Origin of the sequence: Rhodococcus jostii RHA1 (assembly GCF_000014565.1) — a bacterium.
GTDB lineage: Bacteria > Actinomycetota > Actinomycetes > Mycobacteriales > Mycobacteriaceae > Rhodococcus_F > Rhodococcus_F jostii_A.
In genome coordinates, this window is record NC_008268.1 from 5,243,683 (window position 1) to 5,264,857 (window position 21,175).

General features: G+C 69.9%; 20 protein-coding genes. 8 read left to right on the forward strand and 12 right to left on the reverse strand.

Going from position 1 to position 21,175, the window contains the following annotated elements; all coding sequences use genetic code 11:
• Positions 1–6 precede the first annotated feature (6 nt).
• Positions 7–1,677, reverse strand: coding sequence for an MFS transporter (locus RHA1_RS24280; protein ID WP_011597242.1), 1,671 nt, complete (start codon positions 1,675–1,677; stop codon positions 7–9).
• Between the two features lie 71 nt (positions 1,678–1,748).
• The gene (locus RHA1_RS24285; RefSeq protein WP_011597243.1) at positions 1,749–2,543 is read right to left on the reverse strand and encodes a glutaminyl-peptide cyclotransferase; all 795 of its coding nucleotides are present in this window, start codon (positions 2,541–2,543) and stop codon (positions 1,749–1,751) included.
• Between the two features lie 38 nt (positions 2,544–2,581).
• Between RHA1_RS24285 and RHA1_RS24290 the strand changes: the two genes are divergently transcribed.
• The 3 genes from RHA1_RS24290 (at position 2,582) to RHA1_RS24305 (ending at position 6,712) form a co-directional block, all read left to right on the forward strand.
• The gene (locus tag RHA1_RS24290; protein ID WP_011597244.1) at positions 2,582–3,427 is read left to right on the forward strand and encodes a DUF3027 domain-containing protein; all 846 of its coding nucleotides are present in this window, start codon (positions 2,582–2,584) and stop codon (positions 3,425–3,427) included.
• A gap of 176 nt (positions 3,428–3,603) precedes the next feature.
• Positions 3,604–6,168, forward strand: coding sequence for a hypothetical protein (locus RHA1_RS24300; RefSeq protein WP_011597245.1), 2,565 nt, complete (start codon positions 3,604–3,606; stop codon positions 6,166–6,168).
• Positions 6,158–6,712, forward strand: coding sequence for a phosphatase PAP2 family protein (locus RHA1_RS24305; protein ID WP_011597246.1), 555 nt, complete (start codon positions 6,158–6,160; stop codon positions 6,710–6,712). The genes RHA1_RS24300 and RHA1_RS24305 overlap by 11 nt, the downstream gene beginning before the upstream one ends.
• A 48-nt stretch (positions 6,713–6,760) precedes the next feature.
• Here RHA1_RS24305 and RHA1_RS24310 read toward each other — a convergent pair whose 3' ends face one another.
• Positions 6,761–7,009, reverse strand: a complete 249-nt coding sequence (locus RHA1_RS24310; protein WP_009478020.1) for a DUF2530 domain-containing protein — start codon at positions 7,007–7,009, stop codon at positions 6,761–6,763.
• 76 nt (positions 7,010–7,085) lie between these two features.
• Here RHA1_RS24310 and RHA1_RS24315 point away from each other — a divergent pair, with 76 nt between their 5' ends.
• The 3 genes from RHA1_RS24315 (at position 7,086) to RHA1_RS24325 (ending at position 10,543) form a co-directional block, all read left to right on the forward strand.
• Positions 7,086–8,540 (forward strand): NCS2 family permease, encoded by a 1,455-nt coding sequence (locus tag RHA1_RS24315; protein WP_011597247.1) that lies wholly within the window; start codon positions 7,086–7,088, stop codon positions 8,538–8,540.
• A 33-nt stretch (positions 8,541–8,573) separates the two neighbouring features.
• On the forward strand, positions 8,574–9,005 hold the full coding sequence (locus RHA1_RS24320; protein WP_005244136.1) for an Rv0880 family HTH-type transcriptional regulator: 432 nt from the start codon (positions 8,574–8,576) through the stop codon (positions 9,003–9,005).
• A gap of 206 nt (positions 9,006–9,211) precedes the next feature.
• Positions 9,212–10,543, forward strand: coding sequence for an MFS transporter (locus tag RHA1_RS24325; RefSeq protein WP_029539580.1), 1,332 nt, complete (start codon positions 9,212–9,214; stop codon positions 10,541–10,543).
• Positions 10,544–10,559: 16 nt separating this feature from the next.
• Here the strand turns inward: RHA1_RS24325 and RHA1_RS24330 are convergent, their stop codons facing one another.
• The 6 genes from RHA1_RS24330 to RHA1_RS24355 form a co-directional block, all read right to left on the reverse strand.
• A complete protein-coding gene (locus RHA1_RS24330) occupies positions 10,560–11,414 on the reverse strand; it encodes an FAD binding domain-containing protein (RefSeq protein WP_011597249.1) in 855 nt (284 codons plus the stop codon).
• A complete protein-coding gene (locus RHA1_RS24335) occupies positions 11,411–13,786 on the reverse strand; it encodes a xanthine dehydrogenase family protein molybdopterin-binding subunit (RefSeq protein WP_011597250.1) in 2,376 nt (791 codons plus the stop codon). The genes RHA1_RS24330 and RHA1_RS24335 overlap by 4 nt, the downstream gene beginning before the upstream one ends.
• The gene (locus RHA1_RS24340) at positions 13,783–14,316 is read right to left on the reverse strand and encodes a (2Fe-2S)-binding protein (RefSeq protein WP_011597251.1); all 534 of its coding nucleotides are present in this window, start codon (positions 14,314–14,316) and stop codon (positions 13,783–13,785) included. Before RHA1_RS24340 ends, RHA1_RS24335 begins: the two co-directional genes overlap by 4 nt.
• Positions 14,317–14,412: 96 nt before the next feature.
• Positions 14,413–15,537, reverse strand: a complete 1,125-nt coding sequence (locus tag RHA1_RS24345) for a vWA domain-containing protein (protein WP_011597252.1) — start codon at positions 15,535–15,537, stop codon at positions 14,413–14,415.
• Positions 15,534–16,427 carry an AAA family ATPase gene (locus tag RHA1_RS24350; protein ID WP_011597253.1) on the reverse strand — a complete coding sequence of 298 codons (894 nt, stop codon included), beginning with the start codon at positions 16,425–16,427 and terminating at the stop codon, positions 15,534–15,536. Before RHA1_RS24350 ends, RHA1_RS24345 begins: the two co-directional genes overlap by 4 nt.
• A gap of 61 nt (positions 16,428–16,488) precedes the next feature.
• Positions 16,489–17,328, reverse strand: a complete 840-nt coding sequence (locus RHA1_RS24355) for an SDR family NAD(P)-dependent oxidoreductase (protein ID WP_041811949.1) — start codon at positions 17,326–17,328, stop codon at positions 16,489–16,491.
• A 70-nt stretch (positions 17,329–17,398) separates the two neighbouring features.
• Here RHA1_RS24355 and RHA1_RS24360 point away from each other — a divergent pair, with 70 nt between their 5' ends.
• The gene (locus tag RHA1_RS24360; protein WP_041811952.1) at positions 17,399–18,205 is read left to right on the forward strand and encodes a TrmH family RNA methyltransferase; all 807 of its coding nucleotides are present in this window, start codon (positions 17,399–17,401) and stop codon (positions 18,203–18,205) included.
• Positions 18,206–18,207: 2 nt separating this feature from the next.
• Positions 18,208–18,498 (forward strand): DUF2537 domain-containing protein, encoded by a 291-nt coding sequence (locus RHA1_RS24365; RefSeq protein ID WP_011597256.1) that lies wholly within the window; start codon positions 18,208–18,210, stop codon positions 18,496–18,498.
• A gap of 26 nt (positions 18,499–18,524) precedes the next feature.
• Here the strand turns inward: RHA1_RS24365 and RHA1_RS24370 are convergent, their stop codons facing one another.
• The 3 genes from RHA1_RS24370 to RHA1_RS24380 all read right to left on the reverse strand — a co-directional run bounded on the left by RHA1_RS24370 (position 18,525) and on the right by RHA1_RS24380 (position 21,104).
• The gene (locus tag RHA1_RS24370; protein WP_050787370.1) at positions 18,525–19,310 is read right to left on the reverse strand and encodes a DUF6928 family protein; all 786 of its coding nucleotides are present in this window, start codon (positions 19,308–19,310) and stop codon (positions 18,525–18,527) included.
• A 72-nt stretch (positions 19,311–19,382) separates the two neighbouring features.
• Positions 19,383–20,240 carry a septation protein SepH gene (gene sepH, locus RHA1_RS24375; protein ID WP_009478031.1) on the reverse strand — a complete coding sequence of 286 codons (858 nt, stop codon included), beginning with the start codon at positions 20,238–20,240 and terminating at the stop codon, positions 19,383–19,385.
• A gap of 117 nt (positions 20,241–20,357) precedes the next feature.
• On the reverse strand, positions 20,358–21,104 hold the full coding sequence (locus RHA1_RS24380) for a GntR family transcriptional regulator (RefSeq protein WP_011597258.1): 747 nt from the start codon (positions 21,102–21,104) through the stop codon (positions 20,358–20,360).
• Between the last annotated feature and the right edge of the window lie 71 nt (positions 21,105–21,175).

The following is a 21,175-nucleotide window of genomic DNA, read 5'->3' on the forward strand; positions in this document are numbered from 1 at the left end:
TCTCACTTACGTCACATTTCCTGTCGATCGGTCGGCCCGGTGGGTCGAGTGGGGCTCGGTCACTTCTTGTTCGGCCAGGTCGGGACGTTTTCCGCCGAGCCCGGGCAGGAGGGTGCTCCCGCGGTAGGTGAGGACGGTCTGGACGAGCCCGATGGTCATGACGGCAGAGACCACGGAGAACCCGATCCAGTATTCGGTGGGCAGGAGGACGCCCAGCGCGCCGCCCACCACCCAGCTCAGCTGGAGGACCGTCTCCGACCTACCGAATCCGGACGCGATCGATTCCTCGGGCAGGTCGTGCTGCAGCGACGCGTCCAGCGACACCTTGGCCAGGGCGCTGGCCGCCGACGCGACGAGGGTGGCCAGGGCGGCGGTCAGCAGATTGTCGGTGATCGCGGCGAGGACGGCGATGATCCACACGGCACCCGTGCAGCGCAGCACGATGAGGGCGGGGCGGCCGAGTTTGATCCGGGCGCCCGCGGCGTTGCCTGCGAAGTTGCCGATACCGGCGGCCGCGCCGACCAGGCCGAGCATGGCGGCCTGCACCAGCGGCTCGTGGTCGGTCTTCGACTTCGCGACGAACGCGATGTACAGCGTGAGGAACCCGGTGAGCACGCGGATGGTGCTGTTTCCCCACAACCCGGTGATGACCGCGCGGCCCAGCGGCTGCCGGCGTCTACCGGATTTCGCGGTGGCCGCGGCTTCGGCCTGCAGCACCCGGGTGCGCCCCAGCGCCTCGGTCGGGTGCTCGTCGCCGTGGTACGTGAGGGTGGCGGGTACCTCGCCCTCGGTGACCTCGACCCACGACGGGATCCGCATGCTGAGGTACGCGCCCAGGGCGGTGATGACCGCCGCCAGCCACAGCGCGCCGACGGACCCGGTGGCCATGGCGAGACCACCCGCGAGGGCGCCTGCGCCGATGGTTCCGCCGAGAAGTCCGAACACGGTGAGCCGGGAGTTGACCCGCACCAGGTCGATCTCCGGTGGCAGCACACGTGGAGTGACCGCACTCTTGAGCACCGAGAACGACTTGCTGAGCACCATCATTCCGAGCGCGGCCGGATACAGCACCCAGCTGTCGAAGTTGAAGACGAGAACGATCGCCAGGATCGTCCGGAGACCGAACGACGTGGCCAGTGCGACGCGACGGCCGTGCTGAAGCCGGTCGAGCATCGGACCGATCAGCGGAGCGATGACGGCGAACGGGGCGATGGTGATCAAGAGGTACAGCGCGACCTTCGTCTTGTCCTCGCCCGTCGCGGCCGAGAAGAACAGGGTGTTCGCCAGGGCGACGGCGATGGCCGCGTCGGTCGCGTTGTTGGCCATCACCGCGTAGGTCAGTGCGGTGAGCCCCGACTTGTCCGCACCGTCCGCCTTGGCTGCGCGATGGAACGTCGCGATGCCCTTGTTGGTGAGTTCCCGGCTGCGCATCGCCGCGACCCGGGTGACGGTGAGCTTGCGCGGCATCGGCGGCGCCTTGGGGGCGTCGGCCCGTTCCTCGTCGGAACGGGGACGCTGCCCGCCGCCGACCGGATGGAGGGGAGGGAGCGGTGTGCGTCGACCTCCCGAGCGGGCGGCGGGCGGGTATTTGTCGTAGCCGGGATGAACGGGGGGCCCGGAATTCTCGTCAGGAGCCCGACCGCCGTCAGGCTCGTAGGGTTCGCGCGGTCCGGTCACTCCCTAATTCTGTCCTAGTCGGGAGACATGCGACCACAGCAACCCCGGCCAATGCTGGTCAGATCGGCCTGTCAGGGAACGAACCGCACCTCGAACATGCGCGGCCAGTACTTTCCGGTGACGAGGAAGTGGTCCGTTCCCGGGATCTGCGCGATGCCGTTGAGGACGTCGACGTCCCGCGGGCCGGGCGGGAGCGCGTCGCGGAGGACCGTGGCGTCGATCTCCGCGGTGACCCGCCCGTCCGAGGGATCGATGCGGACGAAGGTGTCGGTGGTCCAGACGTTCGCGTAGACCGCGCCGTCGTCCGCGCATTCGAGTTCGTTGAGGCGGCCCAGGGGGTTTCCGTCCCGCACCGCCTGCACGGTGCGCCGTGGTTCGAACGTGACCGGGTCGCGGAACGTGAGGGTGGGTGAGCCGTCGCTCGTGACCAGTGCGTCGGGCAATGCGCAGATGCCCCACCCTTCGCCGTCGAACGGGACCCGCCGCTGTTCGGCGAGTGTCGCGCGATCCCGGGCGACGGCGACCCCGTCGCGCCACGTCAGCTGCCAGACCGTGTCGCCGCTCACCGTGATGCCCTCGCCGAACAGGGGCGACGGCAGGTCCGCGCGCGCCCGGACGGTGCCGCTGGCGAGGTCGGTGGCCTGCACCCAGGACTCACCGGGGCGGCCGGTGCCCTCGAGCAACTCGGTGCCGTCGATCTCGAGTCCCTGGGTGAACGCATTCGGGTCGTGGTCGAGGGTGCGGAGGATCTCCACGCGAAGGTCCGCGCCGGACGCGCCCGCCGCCACGGGACTCTGCGGGGAGCACGCGGTGACCAGCCACGCCACCGCGAGCAGGGCTGGGACGAGGTGCCTCCGGCCGGTCATCGGACCAGCATGACAGCCCAGGTGGGCACGCACTTGCGGTGGTGCGGCAAACTGGTGGTGTGAGTGTTGCTTCTTCCGACGAGCGCGCAGTGGCGCGTCCCGTACTGACCGACGCCGTCGAGCTCGCCCGAACCGCCTTGGTCGAACTGCAGGAAGGGGGAGTCGGCGACTACCTGGGCGTCACGGCCGAGGACGCGTGCGCCGCGACTCACCGTTTCGTTGCGGACCTTCCGGGCTACCGGGGCTGGCAATGGGCGGTGGTGGTGGCTGCCGATCCCGAAGCGGACCATGCCACCGTCAGCGAACTCGCCCTCCTCCCCGGACCCGATGCGCTGGTCGCACCGGAGTGGATTCCGTGGGACCAGCGCATTCGCCCCGGCGATCTGTCCGCGGGCGATCTGCTGGCACCGCCGGCCGGTGACCCCCGCCTCGTCCCTGGCTATGTGGCGACGGGTGACCCCGAGATCGACGAGGTCGCCCTCGAACTCGGCTTGGGCCGCAAGCAGGTGATGAGCCTCGAAGGTCGCGTCGACGCTGCCGAACGCTGGCACGACGGCGACTACGGCCCCGATTCCGAGATGGCCAAGGCCGCGCCGTCGACGTGCGGGCTGTGCGGCTTCTACCTCCCGCTCGCCGGTTCGCTGCACGCGTCGTTCGGGGTGTGCGGCAACGAGATGGCCGCCGACGGGCATGTGGTCGACGCGACCTACGGTTGCGGCGCCCACTCCGACACCCTGCTGCCGACGGGTGCCGGTTCCCCGCGATTCGACGCCTACGACGACGGCGCCGTCGAGGTCGTCGAGCGGGCCGTCGCCGAAACGGAGAACGAACCCGAAGCTGCTGCCAAGGTCACCGAGGCCGAGGAATCCGCATCGACCAGCTAGCCGATCCTTTCGGCACCGCCGCCCTGAGGGATTCGACGCTTCTGGCGTGGCGAACGTCCCCGACCCGTCTGCGGGAGGATGCGGCGGCCGAATCCGATCTGGCCCGCGCCGGCTACCGCGACCGGCTCCTCACCGAGCTGGCGCAGAACGCGGCCGACGCCGCCGCCCGCGCCGAAGTGCCCGGCGAGCTGTCCGTGCAACTCGACGGCCGCGTGCTGAGCGTGTCCAACACGGGCACGCCGCTGGACGAGCCGGGAGTCCAGGCGCTGGTCGCGTTGCGGGCGTCGAACAAGTCCGGCACGACCGTCGGCCGCTACGGTGTCGGTTTCACGGCGGTGCTGTCGGTGAGCGACGAGGTCGAACTGCGGTCGACGTCCGGTTCGGTGCTGTTCTCCGCGGAACGGACGAGGTCGGAGCTGCGGGAACTCGACGGTGCAGACCCGGGAGCGGACGTGCCTGCCCTGCGGCTGGCGTGGCCGACGGACACCCGCCCGGCCGCAGGTGCGGCGTCGGAAGTCGTGTTGACGCTGCGCGAGGACGTGGACGGTGAATCGCTGCTCGCCTACATGGCCCGCGAGGCGCCCGACCTTCTGCTCGAACTGCCGGCGCTCGTCTCGATCACCGTGGGCGACAAGCAGTTCCGCCGCCGTGAGCGGCCACTCGATTCCGGATTGACCGAGGTCGCGATCGGCGACGACCGCTGGTGGCAGTACGAGTCCGGGCGCGCACGCTGGCTCGTCCCGGTCCGCGACGGCGTCGTCTCACCCGTGACGGAAGACGTCCTGCGCGCGCCCACCCGGTCGGACGAGGAACTGTCGATACCCGCGATCCTCGTCGCGGACATCGCCATGCAGCCCGACCGCAGGCGCATCCTGCCGGGCGCCGCGATCGCCGAGTTGGCATCCGGCTACGCCGAGTTCGTGGCCGCGGTGCCGCCCGAGCAGCGACTGACGCTGGTTCCCGTTCCCGCTTTCGCGCGCAGCGAGGTGGACTCGGCGTTGCGTGACCATCTCGTCACCCAACTCCGGGAGCAGCCCTGGCTGCCGACCGTCGGCGGCACGAACAAGGCCCCGGTTCGGGCGTCGGTGGTCCCCGGGCTCACCGACGAACTCGCCGAACTCCTCGCCGAGATCGTCGACGGCCTGGTCGTTCCGGATCTGTCCGGGCCACGCTGGGCGCCCGCCCTGGCCGCCGTCGACGCCCACCGCCTCGGCCTGGCGCGCCTCACCGAACTTCTCAGTGGCATCGAACGGACACCGTCCTGGTGGCAGCGCCTGTATGCGGCGCTCGAACCACTGGCCGTCGACGCCCTCGCGGCGGAGGAACTGGCGTCGATCCCGGTTCCGCTGTCCGACGGCCGCACGGTGACCGGTCCGCGAACGGTGTTGCTGGGCCACGACATCGACGGTGTCCTGGGGGTCGACTGGACGCGGCTCGTCCACCCGGATGCCGCGCACCCGCTGCTGTCACGGCTCGGTGCGAAGACCGCCACCGCCGTAGACCTGCTCTCGGATCCGGCGTTGCGGGCCGAGATCGAGGACCTCGACCCCGACGACGCGGCGGCGGCCGAAGAACTGTCGACCGCGGTGCTCGCACTCGCCGGGCGCGTCGACCCCGGCACCTTGCCGTCGTGGCTCGGACAGCTGCCCCTCCCGGATGTCGATGGGGAGTTGCGTGGTGCGGACGAATTGCTGTTGCCCGGTGCGCCTCTCGCCGACGTCCTGGTGGACGACTCACCGTTCACGTCCGTGGACGCCGCGTTCGCCGAGCGGGTGGGGGAGGACGCCCTCCGCGCCGTGGGCGTCGGCTGGGGTTTCACCGTGCTCCGCGCCGAACTCCCCACCGGTCCCGATCACGACCTCGACGACGAGGACCGCTGGTGGGACACACTCGACGACGACCCCGACGAGATCGGGGCGGTGCGCGACCTGGACCTGGTGGACGAGGACCGCTGGCCGCAGGCGCTGACGATGCTCGCCCGCGACCAGTCGACACGTCCGCTGCTCGCCGACCGCGCCGGGTACACGGCCTGGTGGCTGCGTCACAACGCAGAGTTGGACGGTCAGGTGCTCGGTCTGCTCCGCGATCCCGCCGACGCGACGTTCGCCGGACTCCTCGACCCCGTCGAGCACTCGGAGTCCGCCGTGTTCGCGGCGGCCCTCGCGCCGTCGACGGTCGACTCTCCCGAACTCGCACAGCTACTCCTGGATCGACTGGCCGACCCGGATCGCGAACCGAGCCCGGCGGTGATCGCGCGGGCACACAGCCTGCTCGCGGCCGCTGCGGCCGCACATCTTCTCGACCTCGAGGACCTTCACCTGCCCGAACACGTGCGCGGCCTGACGGGCGCCCTCGTCGATCCCGGCGACGCCCTCGTGCTGGACGCACCGTGGCTGGCCGCCGCGGTGCCGCGTGAGCGGCTGGTGGTCGGGAGCCTGGACACCGCCGAGGCTCTCGCCGATCTGCTGGACCTCCCCCTCGCGTCCGCGGCGATCCGCGGCACCGTCACCGGTTCCGGCCGTGAATCCTCATGGGATCGCGAACCTGCCGCGGTGCTCGCCTTCGCCGCACTCGGTCGCGACCTGCCGCACGGGCCCGTCGTCGTCCATCCCCGGCTCACGGTGAAGCTCACGGGCGCGGTCGACACCGAGATCGCGGTCCCGTGGTGGGTGGACGAGCAGGGGACCACCCATTGCTCCGAGTCGTGGGCCGAAGGCACGTGGGGCGCCGGTGTCGTTTGACCAGAGCGTTCTCGACAGCGCCGTCGGGGACCGCACACCGTGGTTGATCGACGTCGTCACCGTCGTCACGCAAAGCGGCGGAACGGTCGCGGCCTGGATCGTGTCCACCGTCCTGACAACGGCCCTCCTGCTCCAGGGCCGTCGGCGCGAGGCCGTCCTCGTGGCCGGCGCCATGCTGTCGGGTCTGGCCGTGATGACCACGCTCAAGAATCTGTTCGAGCGGCAGCGCCCGCCGCTGCCGGATCGGCTGGTGGAGATCTCGTCGTTCTCGTTCCCGTCCGGTCACGCGATGATGACCGCGATCCTCGCGAGCGTTCTCGTCGCCGTGACCCTCCGGGTGGTGCTGGTGGGGCACGTCCGGATCGCGCTGGTCTTCCTGTTGGTGCTGTACACGCTGGCAGTGGGGCTGTCGCGCGTCTACCTCGCCGCGCATTGGATGACCGACGTCCTCGCCGGGTGGGCGTTCGGTGCGCTGTGGGCGGCGTTCTGGATTCTGCTGACCCGCACCCGGCCCCGCCGCGCCGTGACCTCGAGCGAGATCTAGAGCTAGAGCAGTCCCTGCTGCATCACTAGAGCAGACCCTGCTGCATCACTAGAGCAGACCCTGCTGTGCCCCGCGGCTGCCGCGCCGGGCCGCCCGCCGCTGCAACGCGAACAGTCCGTAGCCCAGGAATCCGACGACGACCCCCGCTATACACGTCGGAAGCGCATCCGACCACCGGTCGCCCGTGACGATCACCACGACGATCGCGACCGCCCACGCCAGTGTTCCCAGTATCAGCGCAGGTCGCGGGTCGGCGAGGCGCTGAGTGAGGGGTGGGCGATCTGCGGATTCGTTCACCGAATGAACGCTACCCTCGCCGTGGTGCCCTAATCTCCAAGGGCGACGCGCGACTTCTGGCGATGGGGACTGAACAATGGGTGCTGCTCCGAAACTGCTCGACAACTACTTCAAGATCACCGAGCGTGGTTCGACGGTAGGCGCGGAGATCCGCGGCGGAGTGGTGACGTTCGTCGCAATGGCATACATCGTGGTGCTGAACCCGCTCATCCTCGGCAGCTTCTCCGCCGACGACGCCGTCGCGAAGACCGACGTCCTCGGCAACATCCTCCCCGTCAACCAGGTGGCGGCGGTCACAGCTCTGGTGGCGGGACTGATGAGCATCGTGTTCGGGGTCGTCGCGAACTATCCTTTCGCGATCGCGGCGGGCCTCGGCATCAACAGTCTTCTCGCCGTCACCATCGCACCGCAGGTCACCTGGCCCGAGGCGATGGGCCTCGTGGTGATCGACGGTGTCATCATCGTCGTGTTGGCGCTCACCGGTTTCCGGACGGCCGTCTTCAATGCCATTCCGGCCGAGCTCAAATCCGCCATCGCCGCCGGTATCGGCATGTTCATCGCGTTCATCGGTCTCGTCGACGCCGGGTTCGTGCGGCGCATCCCGGACGCCGCGGGCACCACCGTCCCCGTCGGCCTGGGCATCAACGGATCGATCTCCTCCTGGCCGACCGTGACGTTCGTGTTCGGTGTGCTGCTGATGGGTGTCCTGGTGGTGCGCAAGGTGCGCGGCGGTCTGCTGATCGGCATCGTCGTCACCACCGTGCTGGCCGCGATCATCGAGGCCGTCGCCGGTGTCGGACCGTCGCTGGGCGTGAACCCTCAGGGCTGGAACCTCAGCGTCCCGGCCGCTCCCGATGTGCTGGCGGAACTTCCGGATCTCAGCCTCGTCGGCGAGGTCAGCATCTTCGGCGCGTTCACCCGCATCGGCGTACTCGCCGCCAGCCTGCTGGTGTTCACGCTCGTACTCGCCAACTTCTTCGACGCCATGGGCACGATGACCGGGCTCGGCAAGGAGGCCGGTCTCACCGACGAGGACGGCAACCTGCCCAACATCGGACGGGCCCTGGTCGTCGAGGGCACCGGCGCCATCGTCGGTGGCGGCGCGTCGGCGTCGTCCAACACGGTGTTCGTGGAATCCGCTTCGGGTATCGCCGAGGGCGCCCGCACCGGACTCGCGAATGTGGTGACGGGACTGCTGTTCCTGGCCGCGATGTTCCTGACCCCGCTGTATTCGGTGGTGCCGATCGAGGCGGCCGCGCCGGCACTGGTCGTGGTGGGCGCGATGATGATCGGTCAGGTCCGCGACATCGATTTCACCCAGTTCTCGATCGCGCTGCCCGCGTTCCTCACCATCGCCGTCATGCCGTTCACGTACTCGATCGCCAACGGCATCGGCGTCGGATTCGTGTCGTGGGTCGTCCTCAATGCTGCGAGCGGTGGTATCAAGAAGATTCACCCGTTGATGTGGGTGGTGGCGCTTCTCTTCGTGGCCTACTTCGCGGTCGGTCCGATCACCGACGCAGTAACGTAAACGGCGGCCGACCGGTCCCGTATTGTCATTCCCGTGACCACGGATACGCGAGCACTCGCCAGTGACCTTTCTCTGGCTGTCGTGCGCCTCACGCGTCACCTGCGTGGGCGCCGCGTCGACGCCCAGGTATCGCTGACCCAGCTGTCGGCTCTGGCCACCCTTGCCCGCGACGGCGCCATGACGCCGGGCAATCTCGCCGCTCGGGAGAAGGTGCAGCCGCCGTCGATGACCCGGGTCATCGCGTCGCTGGTCGAACTGGGCCTGGTCGAGCGGGCACCGCATCCCACCGACGGACGGCAGATCATCGTCACGCTGTCGGATGCCGGTCACGCGCTGATCGCCGACGAGACCCACGCCCGCGAGGCATGGATGAACGAGCGGCTGTCCGGGCTCGACGAGGCTCAGCTGAAGACCCTCCGCGACGCGGTCGGCATCATCACGTCCATCGTCGCCGACTCGGAGTAGCCCGAAGGCTGCCTGCAGTCCCCACCCGTACAACGTCATTCGACTGCCCGCACCCCGAGGTGCAGGGAACCCGTTGCCGGAGAACGTAGCCGGCATCCGGAGTGATCTCTCCCCAGGGCCGGTCGATGGTGCGCCGGGTCCGGGAGCAAGATGGATGTGTGCCGCCCGAATCCGAGACCACCGCCTCAGCCCAGCCGAAGACCGGCATGTTCGCCGCTCTCCGCACCCGGAACTACCGGTTGTGGGCGTCGGGGCAGATCGTCTCCCTCGTCGGAACCTGGATGCAGCGGGTGGCGCAGGACTGGCTCGTCCTGACGTTGTCGAACGGCAACGCGCTCGCGGTCGGCATCGTGATGGCACTGCAGTTCGGTCCGACCCTGTTCCTGTCCGTGTGGGGCGGGGTGCTCGCCGACCGGTACGACAAGCGGCGCATCCTGATCGCGACGCAGGTGTCGATGGCGTTGTGCGCACTGGTGCTCGGGCTGCTGGACGTCGGCGGGCTGGTGGCCCTGTGGCACGTCTACCTCATCGCGTTTCTGCTCGGCTGCGCGTCGGCGATCGACGCGCCGGCGCGGCAGTCGTTCACGATCGAGATGGTCGGCAAGGAGTCGCTGCCCAATGCCATCGCCCTGAATTCCATGACGTTCAACACCGCTCGCATCATCGGTCCGGCGATCTCCGGTGTGCTGATCACCCTTATCGGTACGGGGTGGGTGTTCCTGCTCAACGTGGGCACGTTCACCGGCGTGCTGATCGCCCTGCTGATGATGAACACCCGCGAACTGTTCACGGCGCCCCAGGCGGAACGCGGGAAAGGGCAGGTCCGCGAGGGTTTCCGGTACGTGTGGGGACGCACCGATCTGCGGGTGCTGATGGTGGCGGTGTTCATGGTGTCGACGTTCGGGCTGAATTTCCCGATCAGTCTCGCCGTTCTCGCCCGCAACACGTTCGATCGCGGTGCGGACGCCTACGGACTGTTGTCGACCACCCTCGCCGTAGGCACGCTCGCCGGCGCCACGATCGCCGCGAGACGCAAGACCCCGCCGCGGCTGCGCACGTTCCTCGGGGCCGCGGCCGCATTCGGGGCCTTCGAGATCCTGGTGGGACTCATGCCCACCTACGTGCTGGTCGCGATCATGCTCGTCCCGACCGGCGCGCTGACGCTGACGTTCACGACGGCGGCGATGAACATCCTGCAGATGTCCGTGCCGTCCGAGATGCGCGGCCGGGTGATGGGCATCTACATGCTCTGTTTCCTCGGCGGCACCCCGCTGGGCAGTCCCGTTCTGGGATGGCTGGCCGACGTCCTCGACCCCCGCGCCCCGCTCGTGATCGGAGGCGCGATCTCGCTGGTGAGCGGGATCGGCGCGGCCCTGTACCTGATGCGGCACCAGCGCGTGCGGGTGACGGTGCGCAGACCGGATGCCGGCAACTATCTCCCGGTGATCGAACTGCACAACGTTCTCGAACCGCACCCCGTGGTGGTCTGCGACGCCACCGAGCAGGCCGTGGAAGCGAGCCGCGACCCGCGGCCCTGACGGCTGCCGGAACCGTTCAGACGCCGACCGCCGTCGCCACGGCCCGCCGGGTCAGCACTTTCGCGAGGTGGCTGCGGTACTCGGCGTCGGCGTTGCCGTCGGTGACCGGGTCGGTGCCCTCGGCGGCGTGCTCGGCCGCCGCCCGGATCAGCTCGGGATCGGCGGCATTGCCGACGAGCGCGTCCTCGACGCCGCGAGCCCGCACCGGCACGGCCCCCATGTTGGTCAGCGCCACCCGGGCCTGCCGGATGATGCCGCCGTCGACCTGGATCGTCGCGGCCACCCCCACGATCGACCACGCTTCCGCGACCGTGTTGAACTTCTCGTACCGCGCCTCCCAGCCGGTGTGCTTGGGAAACCGGACGTCCACGAGGATCTCGTCCGGGCGGAGCGTGGTCGTGTAGTAGCCCTCGAAGAAGTCCGCGACCGGGATGCTCCGCCTGCCCGCGGTACCCACGGCGGTCAGGGTGGCGTCGAGTGCCAGCGCGGGCGCGCACAGGTCACCGGCCGGATCGGCATGCGCCAGAGCACCACCCAGCGTGCCGCGGTGCCGGATCTGCGGATCGGCGACGGTGCGGGTGGCCTCGACGAGCAGCAGTGCGTGCTCGTGGACGAGCGGGTCGCGGATCACGTCGTAGTACGTGGTCATCGCACCGATCACGATGCTGTCCCCGTCGTCGCGGACCCCGCGCAACTCACCGATCCGGCCCAGGTCGACGAGGGTGCTCGGCGAAGACAACCGCAGCCGCAGCACCGGCAGCAGGCTCTGACCGCCCGCGAGTATCTTGGCGTCCTCCCCGGCCTCGGCGAGCGCGGCCACCGCCTGTTCGACGGAGGTCGGGGACACGTAGTCGAAGCTCGACGGAATCACTGGGCACCTCCCTGAGCGGTGTGGATGGCATGCCAGACCCGCATCGGCGTACACGGCATCTCGACGTCACGCACCCCGAACTGGCGAACGGCGTCGAGCACGGCATTGACGACGGCCGGGGTGGACGCGATCGTCCCCGCTTCACCGACCCCCTTGACGCCGAGCGGATTACCGGTGGCGGGAGTCTCGGTGCGGCCCGTGGTGAACGTCGGCAGATCCGCCGCCGACGGTACGTGATACTCGGCGAAGGAACCCGACAGGAGGGTGCCCGACTCGTCGTACAATGCCTCCTCGTACAGGGCCTGCGCGATGCCCTGGGCGAGTCCGCCGTGCACCTGACCCTCCACGATCAGCGGGTTGACCACGTGCCCGATGTCGTCGACACACACGTACGAGCGGATGCCCACCTTCCCGGTCTCGGTGTCCACCTCCACCGCGCACAGGTGCGTGCCGTGCGGGAACGAAAAGTTCTCCGGGTCGTACGCGGCCTCGGAGTCCAGATTCGGCTCCACACCCTCGGGCAGGTCGTGCGCGGCGAACACGGCGAGCGCGACGTCGGCGATCCCGACCGCCTTCTCGGTGCCCTTCACCCGGAACCGGCCCTCGGTGAACTCGAGATCGTCCTCGGCGCACTCCATCAGGTGCGCCGCGATGGGCCTGGCCTTCGCGATCACCTTCTCGGCGGCCTTCACCACCGCGATCGCCCCGACCGCCAGAGACCGGGAACCGTACGTGTCCATGCCCCGCGGCGACGTCTGGGTGTCGCCGTGCAGCACCTCGACGTCCTCGAACGGCACCCCGAGCTGATCCGCGACCACCTGGCTCCACGCGGTCTCGTGCCCCTGGCCGTGCGCCGAGGAACCGGTGACCACCTCGACCTTGCCGGTGGGCAGCATCCGGATCGCCGCGTGTTCCCACCCGCCGGCACCGTAGGCCAGGGCGCCGAGGGTGCGCGACGGCGCCAGACCGCACATCTCGGTGAACGTGGACACCCCGATGCCGAGTTGCACCGGGTCCTTCCGCTCGCGGCGCTCCGCCTGTTCGCGCCGGAGCCCGTCGTAGTCGAACAGCTCCCGCGCATGCGCGGTGGCGGCCTCGTAATTGCCGGAGTCGTACGTCAGGCCCGCGACGGTGTCGAACGGGAACTCCTCGTGGGTGATCCAGTTCTTCGCCCGCAATTCCAGCGGATCCAGCGACAGCTCGGTCGCGAGTTCGTCCATCATCCGCTCGATCGCGAACGTCGCCTCCGGGCGGCCCGCCCCGCGATACGCGTCGGTGGGCACCTTGTTGGTGAACACGTTGGTGCACGTGAAGTGATACGCCGGGAACTTGTAGATGCCGTTGAACATGAACGCGCCCAGGATCGGCACCCCCGAGGTGACCAGCCGCAGGTACGCGCCCATGTCGGCGAGCAGTTCCACCTTCATCCCGGTGACGGTGCCGTCGCGGCGGGCGGCCAGTGTCAGTTTCTGGATCTGGTCGCGTCCGTGATGCGCCGCGACCATCGATTCGCTGCGGGACTCGGTGTATTTGACGGGCTTGCCGAGTCGCCGCGCGACGAGCAGCGCGATGACTTCCTCCGGCGTCACCTGAAGCTTGCCGCCGAAACCGCCGCCGACGTCCGGGGCGACGACGCGCAGTTTGTGCTCCGGGATGCCGAGCGTCATCGCCAGCATCAGCCGCAGGATGTGGGGGATCTGCGTGGCCGACCACATCGTGATCTGGGCGCCGGTCGGGTCGACCACCACCGAGCGGGGTTCCATGAACGCCGGGATCAGCCGCTGCTGGCGGAAGGTGCGCTCGACGAGTACCTCGGCGTCGCGGATGGCCTGCTCGACGTCGCCGCCGGTGCCGGCCTCCGCGGAGTCGAAGGTCCAGGTGGCGCTGACGTTCGTCCCGAGATCCGGGTGCACGAGGTCGGCGCCGTCGGCAGCCGCGGCCGCGAGATCGAGCACGACCGGCAGGTCGTCGTACTCGACGTCGATCGCCTCGAGTGCGTCGTGCGCCTCGTAGGCGCTGCGCGCCACCACAACCGCGACGGCCTCGCCTGCAAAATTGACGGCGTCGACCGCGAGGGACGGGGCGGGCGGCGACTTCATGTCCGGTGTGATCGGCCAGGCACACGGCAGGCTGCCCTGCTCGTCGGCGAGATCGGCGCCGGTGAGGACCGCGACGACACCGGGCATCCCACGGGCGGCGGAGGCGTCGACACCGGTGATGCGGGCGTGCGCGAACGGGCTGCGCAGGATCGCCAGGTGCTGCATGCCCGGCAGCACCAGGTTGTCGGTCCAGCGGGTGCGGCCCGTGACCAGATGCTCGTCTTCCTTGCGCTTGCGGGCCTTCCCGATTTCCGGTTCCGCGGTGGCGGTCATCGCACACCTCCCTGCGCGGAGTCGGTCTTCGGTGCATCCGCCGTCGCCGGTGTTTCGGTGGTGCCGCCGCCGCGCAACCGCTGCGCCGCATCCTGCACCGCGCTGACGATGTTCTGGTACCCGGTACAGCGGCACAGGTTGCCTTCCAACCCCAGCCGCACCGTCCGCTCGTCCGGATCGGGTTCCTCGGCGAGCAGGTCGAGGGTCTGCATGATCATGCCGGGGGTGCAGTAACCGCACTGCAGGGCGTGGTTGTCGCGGAACGCCTGCTGCACGGGGTGCAACGTCCCATCCCGGGACAGGCCCTCGACGGTGAGGACGTCGCCGCCGTCGGCCTGCACGGCGAGCACCGAGCAGGACTTGACGCTGTGACCGTTCAGATGAACGGTGCACGCCCCGCAGTTTCCGGTGTCGCAGCCGATGACGGTGCCGACCTTGCCGAGCCGATCCCGAAGATAGTGGACGAGGAGTAGTCGCGGTTCCACCTCGTCCGTGTATGCCGTTCCGTCGACGGTGACAGTGATGCGCATTGCGCCTCCAAAGCCGGGAGCCTCAGGTGATACGTCCTACTCTGCGCCGACGGAGCGCGAACAACACCCGAAATCGTGGAACCGGTTCCGGATCGGTCACGTTCGGCGCGCAACCTCGAGCAGTTCCTGCAGTGTCGCGAGACTGTGGCCGGCGAGCAGACGATCGACGAACGGCAGGGCGGCCGCGATCCCCGACTGCACCGGCTCGTAGCCGTCGGCACCGGCGTGCGGGTTCACCCACAGCACGGTGCGCGCGAGCCGGCGCAGCTGAGCCATCTGGTCCGCGAGCAGGGCCGGGTCACCGCGCTCCCAGCCGTCGGAGAAGATCACCACGACCGCGCCGCGGGCCACACCGCGCCTGCCCCAGCGGTCCAGGAACGCGCGCAGCGTCTCGCCGAGGCGGGTGCCGCCCGCCCAGTCGGGCACGGCCCGGCCCGCGGCGGCGAGCGCCACTTCCGGGTCGCGGACCCGCAGCGCCCGGGAGAGCCGCGTCAGCCGGGTGCCCAGTGAGAACACCTCGGTGCCTGCGGGGTTGCCGCGGGCGACGACGTGCGCGAAGCGCAGCAGCGCGTCGGCGTACGGGCTCATCGACCCGGACACGTCGATCAGCAGCACCATCCGGCGCGGCCGGGTGGCCTTGCGGTGGTGGCTCGGCCGCACCGGTTCGCCGCCCGCCGCGAGCATGCCCCGCACCGTGCGCCGCGGGTCAACGGCACCCCGGCGGGCCGGCCGCATCCGAATGGCCGGGCGGGTCGGGGGCCGCGGGCGCAGGGCGGCGATCAGTTCGGCGAGGTGCGCGCGTTCGGCCGCGGTGAGGTCGGCGATGTCCCGGTGGCGCAACACCTCGGTGTCGTCCGCGGCGACCCGCAAATGCGGCGCGTCCCCACCGGTGTCGCCGCCGTCGGCCGTGGTCAGAGCGGCCGCCGTGGCGCGGCGAGGCTGTTCCCCGGACCGCGGCGTGCGCGCCGGGACGCTGCCGCCGAACCAGCCCGCGAACGCCGAGTCGTACCGCGAGATGTCGTCGGGACCACGGCACAGCGTCGCGCGACCCGCCCAGTACACCTGACTCGGATCGCCCACATCCACCTGGTGGAGGGCCCGCGTGAACGCGGCGACGGCGTCCGACGCGACCGACAGTCCCGCCGCCGCGAGGGCGTGCGCGAACCCGGCGATGCCCACGAGCGGGTCGCCGATGTCCGGGGTCGTGGACGTGCCTCTCATCTCGCCAGGAGCCGGTCCAGTCCGGCACGGGCCACCCGTTCGAGGTCCTCGCGGTACTTGAGGACCGCGCCGAGCGTCGCGGCGGCGGTCTCCGCGTCCAGCACGTCCCGATCGAGTTCCCGCAGTGCGCGGGCCCAGTCCAGCGACTCGGCCACTCCCGGCGGCTTGAGCAGTTCCATCTCACGCAGGGAGTGGACGGCCCGGGCGACCTGACCGGCGAGTTCGGCCCCGATGCCGGGGATGCGGCGGCGCAGGATCGCGACCTCCCGCGCCAGATCGGGGTGTTCGAGCCAGTGGTACAGGCAGCGGCGTTTGAGGGCGTCGTGCACCTCACGGGTGCGGTTGGAGGTGAGCACCACCAGCGGCGGTGTCGCCGCCCGCACCTCGCCGAGTTCGGGGATGGTGACGGCATTCTCGTCGAGCACCTGCAGCAGGAATGCCTCGAACTCGTCGTCGGCGCGGTCGATCTCGTCGACGAGCAGCACACACGGCGCTTCGGTGAGGGCCCGCAGCAAGGGGCGCGCCAGCAGGAACCGCTCGGTGTACAGCGAACGTTCGACCGTGTCGGCCTCGAGCAGGCCGTCGCTCGCCGCCTCCAGCGTCCGCAAGTGCAGCAACTGTCGCGGGAAGTCCCAGTCGTAGAGCGCCTGCGCGGCGTCGATGCCCTCATGGCATTGCAGGCGGATCAGCGGCAGTCCGAACGCCTCCGACAATGCGGCTGCGAGCGACGTCTTGCCGGTGCCGGGTTCGCCCTCGCAGAACAGCGGACGTCCCATACGTATGGCGAGGAACGCGGCCATCGCGACGCCGTCGTCGGCGAGGTATCCGGTGGCGTCGAGCGCCCGCGCCAGTTCCGCAGGCGAACCGACCGTCGGCGTGGAATCACTCACGCCCGCGAGCCTAGGTGAGTGCCCGGCCCCGGATACGCGACTCGGACAACCCCGCCTGTGGTCAACCCTCCGGCTCCACCCTGCCGCGGTCCTCGCTCAACCGCCGGAACATCGCGGTGGCACCGAATCTCGCGGCCGCCCGTTCGACGAGTCCCGGCGCGATCTGCGCCAGCGCGAGCAGCGGGCGGATCGGTGCTCCGCTCTCCACGATTTCGGGCCGGTCACGCTGGATTGCCCGGATCACGGCGGCCGCGACCTTGTCGGTGCTGGTCTCGCCCGTGATCCGGCCGGCCCTGATTCCGCGTTCCGTCATCCGCTGGTACATGCCGTCGCCCGCGATGAATCCGGGACACACGACGGAGAAGCCGACGGGCGAGCCCGCGTACTCCGCGCGCAGCGACTGGGTGAGACCGATCAGCCCGGCCTTCGTCGCCGCATACGGCGCGCAGTACGCCGGACCGATCTTCGCCGCCAGCGACGAGATGAACACCACGTGACCGCGACCGCGGCCCAGCATCCCGGGCACCACTCGGCGCGTGAGAAGCAGTGGCGCGGTGAGATTCACGTCGACCATCGCGGTGAGTTCGCCGGGCTCGAGTCGGGTGAAGGCCGAGACGTTCTCCACGCCGGCATTGTTCACGAGGAGGTCGAGGGGACCGACCGCCGCCTCGGCGCGTTCGACCAGCGAATCGAGCTCACCGAGTCGGTTCAGGTCCGCGGGCACGGCCTCGGCGCGCACACCGAGCGCACGCAATTCTCCGACGACTTCCGCGAGTCGGTCCTCACGCCGCCCGGACACCGCGACGGCGACGCCCTCCCGGGCGAGGGCCCGGGCGACGACGCGGCCGAGACCGCCGGAGGCGCCGGTCACCAGAGCCGTGCGTCCCTGCAGTTGCTTCATTCCTCCGAGCTTTCGCGCTCGGTGGAGGGGAGTCAACGCTGTGACGCCCCGCATACGGCACGATGGACCGGTGGTTCACGTCATCGACATAACAGATCCGGCCGACACCAGGCTGGACGACTTCCGCGATCTCAATTCCTCGGACCGGCGTCCCGACCTCCCCGAGGGCAAGGGCCTGGTGATCGCGGAAGGCGTGCTGGTGGCGCAGCGCCTGCTCACCTCCCGGTTCGACCCGATCGCGCTGCTCGGCGTCGATCGGCGGCTGGAGGAACTCACGGACGACCTCGCACACGTGGACGTGCCGTTCTACCGGACGACGGCGGATGTCATGGCCGAGGTCGTCGGGTTCCACCTCAATCGGGGCGTGCTCGCGGCGGCGCGTCGCCCCGCGCCGCTCGAACTGCCGGACGTGCTCGAGCACACCCGGACGGTCGCGGTGCTCGAGGGCGTCAACGATCACGAGAACCTGGGCTCGATGTTCCGTAACGCGGCAGGGCTCGGCGTCGACGCCGTGGTGTTCGGCAAGGGCTGCGCCGACCCGCTGTACCGCCGGGCGGTCCGGGTGTCGATGGGGCACGTGCTCCGGGTCCCGTTCGCGCACGTCACGAAGTGGCCACACGACCTGGACGCTCTGCGGGAGCGGGGTTTCCAGCTGATCTCGCTGACCCCGAACCCCGAGGCGGTGACGCTCGCCGAGGCGATGACAGGGGAGAAGGTGGCGTTGCTGCTGGGCGCGGAAGGCCCCGGACTCACCGAACACGCCATGCGCGCCACGGACATTCGTGCCCGCATCCCGATGGCACCCGGAACGGACTCGCTCAATGTCGCGACGGCGGCGGCGATGGCGTTCTACGAGCGCGTCCGCACGGGTCGGTGAGAATGCTGCACCCTCATTCCCCGTATCCGCAGCCGACGGGAACACCGTGGTTCACGGGACTTCTCGTGGCCGGGTTCGCCGCGGTAGTGGTGGCGGTCGCGATCATGGCCTTCGGCTCGCAGCTCGCCCGGATCCACCTCGCCCTGGCGGTGGTCCTCGAACTCGTCGTGGTCGCCGGGGTCGCACCGTCGGTGTGGCGACTGCGCCGGACGCCGGTCTGGCGGTGGCTGGTGTACGGGGCCGCCGCCGGAGTTGTCGCCGGCTGGACGGCGCTGCTCGTCGGCGTCGCCTGACTGCGCCTTGCTTCGGGCCGGAGTCGTCAGAACCCGAAGTAGCGGCGGAGGAGTCCGCCTTTGCGGGCCGTCGGCGGAGCGGGCGCGGCCACCGGGCCGGGTGCGGGGGCGGGTTGTTCCACCTCTGCTTGTTCCACCTCGGCGGGAGGCTCGACCTCGGGACCCTCGCCGGGCGGGTGAACGGTGAAGCCGAGCACGATGAGCGCCTTCGGGTCGGTCTCGGTGTCCTCGGGGGCGCCCGTGTACCGGAAGCCCAGCCATTCCCGGTTGGCGCCCTCGGCGAACTGCTGCGGGTGGAACGGCAGCGACTGCGGGTCGGGCAGGACACCCGCCGGATGTTTCAGCGGAAAGTCGCCCGCCCAGAACGGCCTCTCCCACACCAGGGGGAGGCCGAGGTCCTCGTGGATGTGAACCGGCGTCGCGCTGAACGACCGCGTCAGGTGCCCGTCCTCCCACATCGCGAACGAGCCCCACGCGATGTCCGGCTTGGACGCCACGTAGTACGTCTTTGCGAATTCGGTGGGCCGGACGCGTGTTTCGGGCAGAGTCGACGGCCGGGGGACGGCCAGATCGGGTCCGCATACGACGGTGACGCCGGGGTAGGAACCGATGTGCACGGTCCCGGCGGAGTCGAGCCGTGCGGCCTCGGCCAGCGGAACCGGGCCGGTGGGGGTGGCCACCAGGTCGGGATAGAGACGGGAGGCGAGTTGCTGCGCTGCGCCCGGATCAGGCTCCGGGTGGCCGCGCAGCACAGCCGCAGGGTCGGGGACGTCGACGTACCAGATCGTTGATACCTTGGCCCCCACGGTCATCCCTCTCTTCCGGTGTCTTCCTGAAAGAGTACGACCTCGACCGTGTTCCCGGCCTGCTCACCGCGCAAACGGTCAGCGTCCGCTGCTGCGGACACCGAGCAGGACGTCGTCCCAGGACGGGAGGGCGGGTTTGCCGCGCTTGTCCTTGTTGTTCGTCTGGTGCGGGGCGATCTTGGGTGCGGCGGGCTCTTCGGACGGGGCGGGCTCGTCCTCGGGTTCCTCGGTGACGTCGGCCTCGATGATCTCCTCGGGCTCGATTGTCGGCACCTCCACCTCGGTGGGGAACTCGGCGAGTTCGAGTTGCTCCGGCTCGTCGGACGCCACCGGCGCCAATCCGCGGAGCGGACGGCCGAAGTCGGGATCGATGAGGTCGAACGCGGTGTCGTCGAGCGCGACGATGGTGCCACCGTGCGCGTCCGGCTGGTACCGCCAGTGCGCCGCGTTGGTGGTCCGCCCGGCCTGCCACTGCAGCTGGGCGACCCAGTGATTGTCCTCGTCGCGCCACGCGTCCCAGGTGGCGTCGTCGATGTTGTGCCCCCGAGCGCGGAACGCCTGCGTGACGATCTCGGCGAGAGTGGGAACGGCGGGGCCGTTGTCGCGGACCGGGTGTCCGCCCTGCGCCATCTCGGCCGCACGGGAGCGTTCGAGCAGAACCGGATACGCGAAACGCTCCACCTTCGCCAGGGGGATGCCGGCCTCGTCGGCCACCTGTTCGACGGAGGCGCCGGCACGGATGCGGGCCTGGATTTCACGGGGCCTGAGCTGACTGTCCATTTCGATCTCAATCTGGCCGAGTCGAGCGATGTCCCCGCGGGATGCGGCGCGGAGTTTGTCATCGGCGGGAAGCCGGAATTTTTCGCCGGTACTGGCATCTGCGCACACGACGTGCGATCCATCTGGCTCGAGACCGATCACTCGAAGCTCTCGCACGTTGACCTCCTTATCGCGCCGGCTCGCGACTTTGCACCTGGGCAACTGTAATTCATTCGTGACAGCCCGCGCGGCAGGACACGCGCGGGTAAATCCCGTCCCGGCGTCGCGGCCGCGCTAGGCTTCGTCGTTTCGTGATCGGCCCTTCCTGCGGGGTGTGCGCTGCCTCGTGCGGGTGGCTTCGACCGGGTCGATCGCCGGTGCAGACCAGTGTTCGGCCAGCGCGAGGCTGGGTTCGCGGCCCGACGCGACGTGCCGGTACGCGATCTCGGCGGCGCGGTCGGCGTCGCCCGCAGCAATGGCCTCGTACAACTCGGCGTGCTCGTCACATTGCTGACCGGGATCGCGTTCCTTGGTGAGGTGGAACAACCACTGCACGCGCGTCGCGAGAGGTTGCAGCATCGACTGCAGCAGCGGACTGCCGGACATCTCCACGATGACGGCGTGGAATGCGGCGTTCGCGGCGGCGATGGCGGGCTTGTCGTCGCGCGCTGTGGCCGAACGCGCCGCGGTGAGTTGGTCGCGCAGTGACGTGAGGTGGGAGTCGTCCGCTCGCTGCGCGGCGAGCCGGGCCGCGAGCACCTCGAGGCTTTCGCGGACGTCGAAGAGGTCGCGGACCTCGTCGACGCCGAACGGGGCGACGATCGCTCCGCGCCGCGGGACGATCACGACGAGTCCGTCGGTCTGGAGCTGTTGCAGGGCCTCGCGCAGCGGGATCCGGGACACCTGCAGTTCCGCGGCGAGGTCGCGTTCGATCAGGCGCTGGCCCGGCGCGAGCTGCAGGTTGACGATGCGCCTGGCCAGTTCTTCGTACGCGGTCTCGCGCAGTGACTTCGGCGCCGACGCGTCGGTTGCACCGTTCACGTGGTCTCCTGTCGTCGTGGTGGCCACGTCAGCCACCGTAGAGCGCACAAGCGCGCCGCCCTCGGGTGGAT

Bases quoted from the DNA above. Each gene is read 5' to 3' on its own strand.
- RHA1_RS24285 (WP_011597243.1), bottom strand. From the start codon at position 2,543: ATGACCGGCCGGAGGCACCTCGTCCCAGCCCTGCTCGCGGTGGCGTGG.
- RHA1_RS24315 (WP_011597247.1), top strand. From the start codon at position 7,086: ATGGGTGCTGCTCCGAAACTGCTCGACAACTACTTCAAGATCACCGAG.
- RHA1_RS24325 (WP_029539580.1), top strand. From the start codon at position 9,212: ATGTTCGCCGCTCTCCGCACCCGGAACTACCGGTTGTGGGCGTCGGGG.
- RHA1_RS24335 (WP_011597250.1), bottom strand. From the start codon at position 13,786: ATGACCGCCACCGCGGAACCGGAAATCGGGAAGGCCCGCAAGCGCAAG.
- RHA1_RS24340 (WP_011597251.1), bottom strand. From the start codon at position 14,316: ATGCGCATCACTGTCACCGTCGACGGAACGGCATACACGGACGAGGTG.
- RHA1_RS24345 (WP_011597252.1), bottom strand. From the start codon at position 15,537: ATGAGAGGCACGTCCACGACCCCGGACATCGGCGACCCGCTCGTGGGC.
- RHA1_RS24355 (WP_041811949.1), bottom strand. From the start codon at position 17,328: ATGAAGCAACTGCAGGGACGCACGGCTCTGGTGACCGGCGCCTCCGGC.
- RHA1_RS24365 (WP_011597256.1), top strand. From the start codon at position 18,208: ATGCTGCACCCTCATTCCCCGTATCCGCAGCCGACGGGAACACCGTGG.
- RHA1_RS24370 (WP_050787370.1), bottom strand. From the start codon at position 19,310: ATGACCGTGGGGGCCAAGGTATCAACGATCTGGTACGTCGACGTCCCC.